1 protein-coding gene is annotated in these 1,471 nt (G+C 45.5%); it reads left to right on the top strand.

Going from position 1 to position 1,471, the window contains the following annotated elements:
* On the top strand, window positions 1-1,388 hold a 1,388-nt coding region (locus A3762_RS25535), incomplete at its 5' end, for a helix-hairpin-helix domain-containing protein (RefSeq protein WP_156493762.1).
* Window positions 1,389-1,471: the final 83 nt, after the last annotated feature.

Raw genomic sequence — 1,471 nt, 5'->3', positions numbered from 1 at the left:
CAGCTGAAAGCGGCGCGATTAAAGTATTTGCTGATAATCTAAAAGATTTATTGTTGGCCGCGCCCGCAGGGCCAAAAGTTACCATTGGCCTTGATCCCGGTTTACGTACCGGAGTAAAAGTTGCTGTTGTTGACGCGACGGGCAAACTTTTAGCCTATGACACCATCTACCCTCATGCCCCCAAAAACCAATGGGATACATCGCGAGAACGTATTGCTCAACTTGCAAAAAAATACAATGCTGAGCTATTGAGCATCGGTAACGGCACAGCCTCACGCGAGACCGAAAAACTCTGTGCAGATGTCTGCAAATATTATCCTGACTTGAAGCTCTCTCGAATTGTCGTCAGCGAAGCTGGAGCTTCGGTGTATTCCGCATCAGAAATCGCTGCGAACGAATTTCCCGATATTGACGTCAGCATCCGAGGAGCGGTATCGATCGCTAGAAGGTTACAAGACCCGCTCGCAGAGCTTGTGAAAATAGAGCCCAAAGCCATTGGTGTTGGTCAGTATCAACACGATGTAAGTCAGTTCAAGCTTGGAAAAAGCTTAGACGCGGTCATTGAAGACTGTGTTAATGCTGTTGGCGTCGACGTCAATACAGCTTCTGCACCTTTACTTTCACGCGTATCTGGCATCGCAGCCAACACAGCGTTCAATATTGTTTTGTTCCGCGATACATATGGCGCTTTTCGCTCTAGAGAAGATTTGAAATCAGTGCCTCGTTTAGGCGATAAAACTTTCGAACAATGCGCTGGATTTCTTCGTATTAACAATGGCGAAAATCCGCTAGATGCCTCTGCCGTGCATCCCGAGTCATATTCTGTCGTTGAACAAATTGCCAAATCTCAAGACAAAAAAGTAGTGCAACTTATTGGTGAAACGTCTGTCACACAACTCGACGCCTCGGCCTTCACTTCCGATAGCATCGGCGTTCATACCATTAACGATATTTTGCGCGAACTTGCGAAGCCTGGTAGAGACCCTCGACCTGAATTTAAATCAGCAAGCTTTAAAGAGGGTATCGAAGAGATAAGCGATTTAAAAGAAGGAATGATCCTTGAAGGCAGTGTCACCAACGTGACAAATTTTGGTGCCTTTGTAGATATTGGAGTGCATCAAGATGGCCTCGTGCACATTTCTTGTCTGGCTAACAAGTTCGTGAAAGACCCTCGAGACGTGGTTAAAACGGGCGATATTGTCAAAGTAAAAGTACTTGAGTTTGACGCCAAGCGTAAACGTGTTGCGCTAAGTATGCGATTACAAGACGCAGCCGAGCAAACGACACCAAAGTCATCAGAACAAAAAAACACCAAAGCAAAAAACCAGCAAAACGCGCCACTCAACAACGCGTTTGCTTCTGCCTTTGCTAAGGCTAAAAAACAGTAAGCGCTAGTTAAATACAGACTAACCGACTAAGCTAACCGACTAAATATTCTCCCGCAAATAGGGTGAAAGGATTACACATGACA

Source organism: Oleiphilus sp. HI0125 (assembly GCF_001635355.1).
Note: the sequence above shows the minus strand (reverse complement) of the source record. Positions and strands in the feature narration are given on the sequence as shown.